8 protein-coding genes are annotated in these 4,948 nt (G+C 49.0%); all 8 read right to left on the bottom strand.

The genetic code is table 11. The annotated features are described in order from the left end of the window. Positions 1-361 precede the first annotated feature (361 nt). The 8 genes from FO268_RS22585 to FO268_RS22550 all read right to left on the bottom strand — a co-directional run bounded on the left by FO268_RS22585 (position 362) and on the right by FO268_RS22550 (position 4,734). The gene (locus FO268_RS22585) at positions 362-736 is read right to left on the bottom strand and encodes a DUF4440 domain-containing protein (protein WP_150995406.1); all 375 of its coding nucleotides are present in this window, start codon (positions 734-736) and stop codon (positions 362-364) included. A 99-nt stretch (positions 737-835) separates the two neighbouring features. Next, entirely contained in the window at positions 836-1,231 is a 396-nt protein-coding gene (locus FO268_RS22580) for a hypothetical protein (protein ID WP_150995405.1), read from the bottom strand. 85 nt (positions 1,232-1,316) lie between these two features. Continuing rightward, positions 1,317-1,730 carry a GNAT family N-acetyltransferase gene (locus FO268_RS22575; RefSeq protein ID WP_150995404.1) on the bottom strand — a complete coding sequence of 138 codons (414 nt, stop codon included), beginning with the start codon at positions 1,728-1,730 and terminating at the stop codon, positions 1,317-1,319. A gap of 97 nt (positions 1,731-1,827) precedes the next feature. Further along, a complete protein-coding gene (locus FO268_RS22570; protein ID WP_150995403.1) occupies positions 1,828-2,304 on the bottom strand; it encodes a hypothetical protein in 477 nt (158 codons plus the stop codon). 70 nt (positions 2,305-2,374) lie between these two features. Then, positions 2,375-2,785: a hypothetical protein gene (locus FO268_RS22565; protein ID WP_150995402.1), complete on the bottom strand. Its 411-nt coding sequence runs from the start codon at positions 2,783-2,785 to the stop codon at positions 2,375-2,377. A 54-nt stretch (positions 2,786-2,839) separates the two neighbouring features. Then, positions 2,840-3,418 carry an AbiU2 domain-containing protein gene (locus FO268_RS22560; RefSeq protein ID WP_150995401.1) on the bottom strand — a complete coding sequence of 193 codons (579 nt, stop codon included), beginning with the start codon at positions 3,416-3,418 and terminating at the stop codon, positions 2,840-2,842. Between the two features lie 82 nt (positions 3,419-3,500). Further along, complete coding sequence (locus FO268_RS22555; protein ID WP_150995400.1) at positions 3,501-4,100, bottom strand: DUF4760 domain-containing protein; 600 nt, start codon at positions 4,098-4,100, stop codon at positions 3,501-3,503. A 10-nt stretch (positions 4,101-4,110) separates the two neighbouring features. Then, positions 4,111-4,734 (bottom strand): DUF6988 family protein, encoded by a 624-nt coding sequence (locus tag FO268_RS22550; protein WP_150995399.1) that lies wholly within the window; start codon positions 4,732-4,734, stop codon positions 4,111-4,113. Positions 4,735-4,948 lie beyond the last annotated feature (214 nt).

The following is a 4,948-nucleotide window of genomic DNA, read 5'->3' as shown; positions in this document are numbered from 1 at the left end:
CGCTGGCTCTGGCACTACAATCACGAACGACCCAATATGGGACTCGGAGGGATTACCCCTCAACAGAAGTTGGCCATGATGGCCTAAGGTCTACTTTTGAACCCCGCTAAAAATGGGGGGATTACCCACAAAGTAGACGAGGTAATTGAGTGTGAACATCGCGGCTGCAAGCAATTGGAATGCGCTACCCAAGTCTATAGGCTGCTTGAGCACGCCTTCAAGCTAATCGCAGGCGGGATATGTCCCATGGTCAACTCTTGGCCTAACGCAGAGCTCAGCGACGACCTTGGAATGGCGACAAAGGAGCCATGGAAAGGGCGTCTGGTGGCCGTCAGCCGCAAACTGCATCAACTTGATAATTTTAGTTTCGGGCCGCGCCGTAGCTCAGATTGACAACCTGCCAAGCACTGCCGTCCCACTCCCAGGTTTCTGCAAACTCCACCACCGGACCTTTGGATTCGCCAGTCAGGGTGTATCCCTTGCCAGTTACTTTAGTGCTGCCACCCGCATCCTGAAAACCTAACTCTATATCGTGTTTTTCACCGCCCTGAGGAAACCAGCTCCCGTTCCGTTTGGCTGAGGAAATAGCATCGATCTGGGATTTCCTGGATTGGATTCCACGCTCGGTGGTAACCGTGAAATGGTCTGCCTGAACTTGGGCAAGGAGCTCAGTGTCACCAGCAAAATACGCGGCGTACCAGTCTTCTCGTACTTGTTTCAGGTCTTCTCGATTCATGGAGACTACTCCCTGTCTTTAGAAATAAAGCCTGCACCATCACGCCCATTAAATGGAGCCAAAGGCGCACTGTCATGGGCGTCGCTTTTCGAACCGTCTCTAATTCTCTGAGTTGTACACCATCCAGTTCCGATAGGATTCTGGCTTGATTTCCTCAGTTTCAACCGGCTGAACGGGAACCCTGGATAACCACTGCTCTGAATCAATTTGCTCAAAAGTTTCGGAGCTGACCTTGTACACATATCCCACCCGGTCCCAATCGACCTCGGTATTCTTAAGCACGATACGAGGTGGACGCTCCGAGGTTTCAACAGAAAAAACTGCTCCGTCGCTGAGAGGACGATATGAAATTGCAAAAGGGATTGCCAACTCCCGTTCTGAAACAGCATAAACGCCGTGCTCGTTGTCCGCCATGCCATATCCAACACCCTGCGTCGGATTCAGCAGATCCAGTTTTTTTCGAGTACCGTGGTACAGATATTCGGGCTTATCCATCTCTCGACCAGTTTCTAACGCAGAGTGCCCCGGCGACCTTGGAATGGCCACGAAGGCGCCATGAAAAGGGCGTCCCCGCGACTTCTTATAAATCAGTTACTCCGGTGCTCATGAGAGCATTATTTCCAGAGAATCCAAACCTCTCATACAGCCTATGTGCATCGCGGGTTTGCAACACCATTTGGGTTCCCTTTGTGGCCGGATGCTCTAACAAACATTCCATCATCCACTTCCCCAGACCGGTGCCACGAAACTCGGGTTCAATAACAATATCCGCAACCCAGGTAAACGTAGCACCATCGGTGACTGCCCGCCCAAAACCTATCTGAGTGAGGCCATGGTAAAGACTGAAACAGATGGAGACTGAAACCATACGCTCTACGATTTCTCTGGAGCGGCGGTCACCCCAGTAGGTTGCGGCAAGCAAGCGGTGGACGACCTCCAGTTGCACCCTGGATTTGTCGTCGGTGATTAGGTAATCGTCCTTGCGCCATTCCATCGATGGCTACTCCCTGATTAATAACGCTTTTGTTTAGCAGCGCCCATGTAGCGCAACGAATTGGGCGCCCGGTGTAGGGCCGGAGGCCCGGAACGAACTACAACAATTGGTTAGAAAACAGAAACTGCCTCGGTTTTGTAGATTTAGCAAGCCAAGTCAGTATGCAGCTGGTTATGAAACAACCGAAAAAGAAAATTGCCGCAATTGGTAGGGCTTTTGCTGAGCTGGACAAGCCCTCTTCGAACAGCATGATTCCTGCGGCAGCAGGCATGGCACCTGCTAGCGCACGATAAACCCCGTGGAGACTAAAACCAATTTGGTGTGTTAATTCCCTTGCAGAAGCAAAGAATTTTCTCACCCCTTCTCTGGGCTTAAAAATAAATTTATCTACCAAGTAAACGATTAGATGCACGCCGAGTAAGCACAGAAAGTACCAAACGATTGGATCACCGGGATTGAGGTTATTCAGCGTGTTTATGACGCTGTCCACTGTGCCCACTGCATAAGCCACGAAAACTGGCAATGTGCCCACGAAGAAACACACCAGAAACTCTTTTCCAAATTGCCGAAGCACCTCGCCTCCTTTTTGAGTTTCTAACGCTGAACGAAGCGGCGGCTAAAGGCCGTCCGCCTTCCGTGACTGGTTAGCAAGTCCATCGGATTGCACCATAGACAACTACACCAGCACCAAAGATAAATTGGCAAAAGATCAGTACACGAAACGCTGTACTGTATCGGACAATTACTCCGTGGCGACCCGCATCATTCGCGAAGAGCCTGCTGTGCTCAGGGAACTCCTTCTCGAGTTCCTTAAGACCCGGGATGGTGAGGCGTAAAAGGTGTTGGCTTCTCAAATCCACAAGCCAGAACACAAGCGCTAGAATAATGATGAACGACCCCAGCAACACGAGAAGGACAGGATTGAACTGCCTGTCGATGGCGGTAAAAACGCCACCATCTGCGAAGATCGAGAGAAGCACAAAGAAGTTGAAGCCCTTTAACCTCTGATCTGCATTAAACTTGAAGTGGTCCCAAAGGTACTGCCACTCATCCATGTGATGTCCTTATTTGCTAACGCGAGCAGCAGGAGCGCCCCTTGCCTGCATTGGTTATATTTTTTTGATTCGCTGTACGAACTTTCGCCCCACACCGCAACGATGCACATTGCCATCAGTGATGGGAAGACTTGTCTCCCCATTTTCCCTAGCGACTTTCAGCCGTATTCCAAACAACAGTGACCTCGATTCTCTGAGCAAATCCAACAGAGTTTGGGTTTCAATTTGGTGCTTGGGGAGGGGGTTCTGGCCCGTAATGGTAGCTTTATCATTATGCGCGATTACCAGGTCTCGATAATCTTTTACATTGATCTTTTGTTTTAATTTCAGAATCTTGTTTCGGTGTTCCTGCAACTCTTGATCAACGTGCTCTTGATAGGTGGAAACCAAGCTGTACTGACTGAGATATTCGTATGTGGTTCCCAATGACTCGTAGCCTTTACCGTCGAATAATAGTCGTGCTGTTGAAAGAATGATGTCATTGTGAACCGAAAGCTGAATTATCTTTGCAGCTTCCAATGATAAGCCGCTGATCGCCTTGATGCCTTCCTCGTTACAGTAAACCTCGTCGTAGAAGTGGACTGTCGTAATCAAACGGTCTAGTTCAACGATAAACCTATCGAGATCCAGCATCTAATGCTCCAGCTCCGAGAAATATAACGCTTAGTGCACCGGCGCACGTTAGTGCGTCCGAGTGACGCGATTTGTTAAAGACTCAATCGGTATGCTCAGATCGCATTCCATAATTCGGCCTGCCCGCCTTGCCTAGAAAAACTTCGCTCACTCGAAGACTTTTTCTTTCGTCTATTAGCCTTGCTTCCCATAAAAGAGCCAGCTTTTCAAGCTCAATGAGCACATCCGGTTGCCCTTTAAACTTTCTATAGAATTCGATGTAGTCTCGATACATTCGGTACTTCGCGACGACTCTACTACCATGCATGTGGTAACTGATTTCTTGATCGATTGCTCCAGCGAAGTAGGCACAGGCGTATACTTCAATATCATTCAAAAAGCGATTAAATGGAGTTTCAAGGTTATAGTTTCCAACAATTTCCCTAATCGACTCATCTGAAATTGCGTCGTCCTCAACAGAGACTCCCTGCGCACGTGCATTTTCTTTTGCTCTAACCTCAAGCTCGATGCTTCTTTCAAGATCAAAAAAGTTATATGTCGCATGAATCCTGTGCCAACGTGAGGTCTGTTCGAGTGAGACATTGGCGGTTCGCAATTGCCTCCAAACTAATAGAACGCCAAATACAGCCACCAATACCGCTGCAATAGGAACGACGTCGCGAGTAAATTCTTGAAGGCCCATTGATACCTCTTTAACGTTTGCAGCAGGGGCGTGACATCAGGAGCGCAGATTCCCATTCGCTCCGCTTTTTTTCCAACTCCAGCAAAGAATTCTTCTTCTCCATAATGGTTAGAAGAAAGAATGCTGTGAGCATGCAATATTGATTTCGAGCTTTCAGTAAAGCAAAAATCTCTTCCTCACCGTAGTTTTGCTCGATTCCTACCTCGGATGACCGCCTGGAAGTGTGCGCCATTCCGCCATGAGTGAGATTATTAAAGTCGGAGATATTCTTTTCCGTCATCCCCTTGATGAATGCACCGCCAGTTTCAGGATCGTCGCCGATTTGCTTCACGAGTGTCTGCAGTTTCGGGCATATCCCTTTTGAGTATTTATCAAGTTGCTCTTCAGTTGCGCAAGTTAGAAGCCAGACGCTTTGCGTGTACCCTTCATGTAGCGGTCTCGCAAGTGTGAGCGCAACACCCTGTAGGTTTTCTCCAATGAGCACTACTATCGCATCCGCAATATCTAGCACGTGCTGCATTGCAGATGCCGCCATTATGGTTCGGCGCTCATTCCTGACTTCTGAGTTATCCGTTTGCCCGTGGATCCATGTCCCGATTTCCCTTGCAACCTTTAATGCTTCTTCGATAGTCATTGATGCGCTCGAACACTAGCGGTAACGGGCGCCGAAGCGCAGCGGAGGGAACCGAAAGCACCACGCTTTTGGCGTCATGTTGACTGCCTTGATACTGATTGAGCCTTCTCCCCAGCCCAGCGGTTGCCCGCTAAGCTGGAAGGCGACCAAGCACTACAAGGGAGAAGACTCAATGAACTTTTACCATAGCACCCACCGCCACTATTGTGGAATC

This window comes from Marinobacter denitrificans, from assembly GCF_008795955.1.
In the GTDB taxonomy this organism is placed as follows: domain Bacteria; phylum Pseudomonadota; class Gammaproteobacteria; order Pseudomonadales; family Oleiphilaceae; genus Marinobacter; species Marinobacter denitrificans.
The sequence above is the reverse complement of the archived record's forward strand: the minus strand, read 5'-3'. Positions and strand labels throughout refer to the sequence as shown.

Excerpts from the sequence above, each read along its gene's own strand:
- FO268_RS22565 (WP_150995402.1), bottom strand. The coding sequence starts at position 2,785 with ATGGATGAGTGGCAGTACCTTTGGGACCACTTCAAGTTTAATGCAGAT.
- FO268_RS22575 (WP_150995404.1), bottom strand. The coding sequence starts at position 1,730 with ATGGAATGGCGCAAGGACGATTACCTAATCACCGACGACAAATCCAGG.
- FO268_RS22580 (WP_150995405.1), bottom strand. The coding sequence starts at position 1,231 with ATGGATAAGCCCGAATATCTGTACCACGGTACTCGAAAAAAACTGGAT.
- FO268_RS22585 (WP_150995406.1), bottom strand. The coding sequence starts at position 736 with ATGAATCGAGAAGACCTGAAACAAGTACGAGAAGACTGGTACGCCGCG.
- FO268_RS22555 (WP_150995400.1), bottom strand. The coding sequence starts at position 4,100 with ATGGGCCTTCAAGAATTTACTCGCGACGTCGTTCCTATTGCAGCGGTA.
- FO268_RS22560 (WP_150995401.1), bottom strand. The coding sequence starts at position 3,418 with ATGCTGGATCTCGATAGGTTTATCGTTGAACTAGACCGTTTGATTACG.
- FO268_RS22550 (WP_150995399.1), bottom strand. The coding sequence starts at position 4,734 with ATGACTATCGAAGAAGCATTAAAGGTTGCAAGGGAAATCGGGACATGG.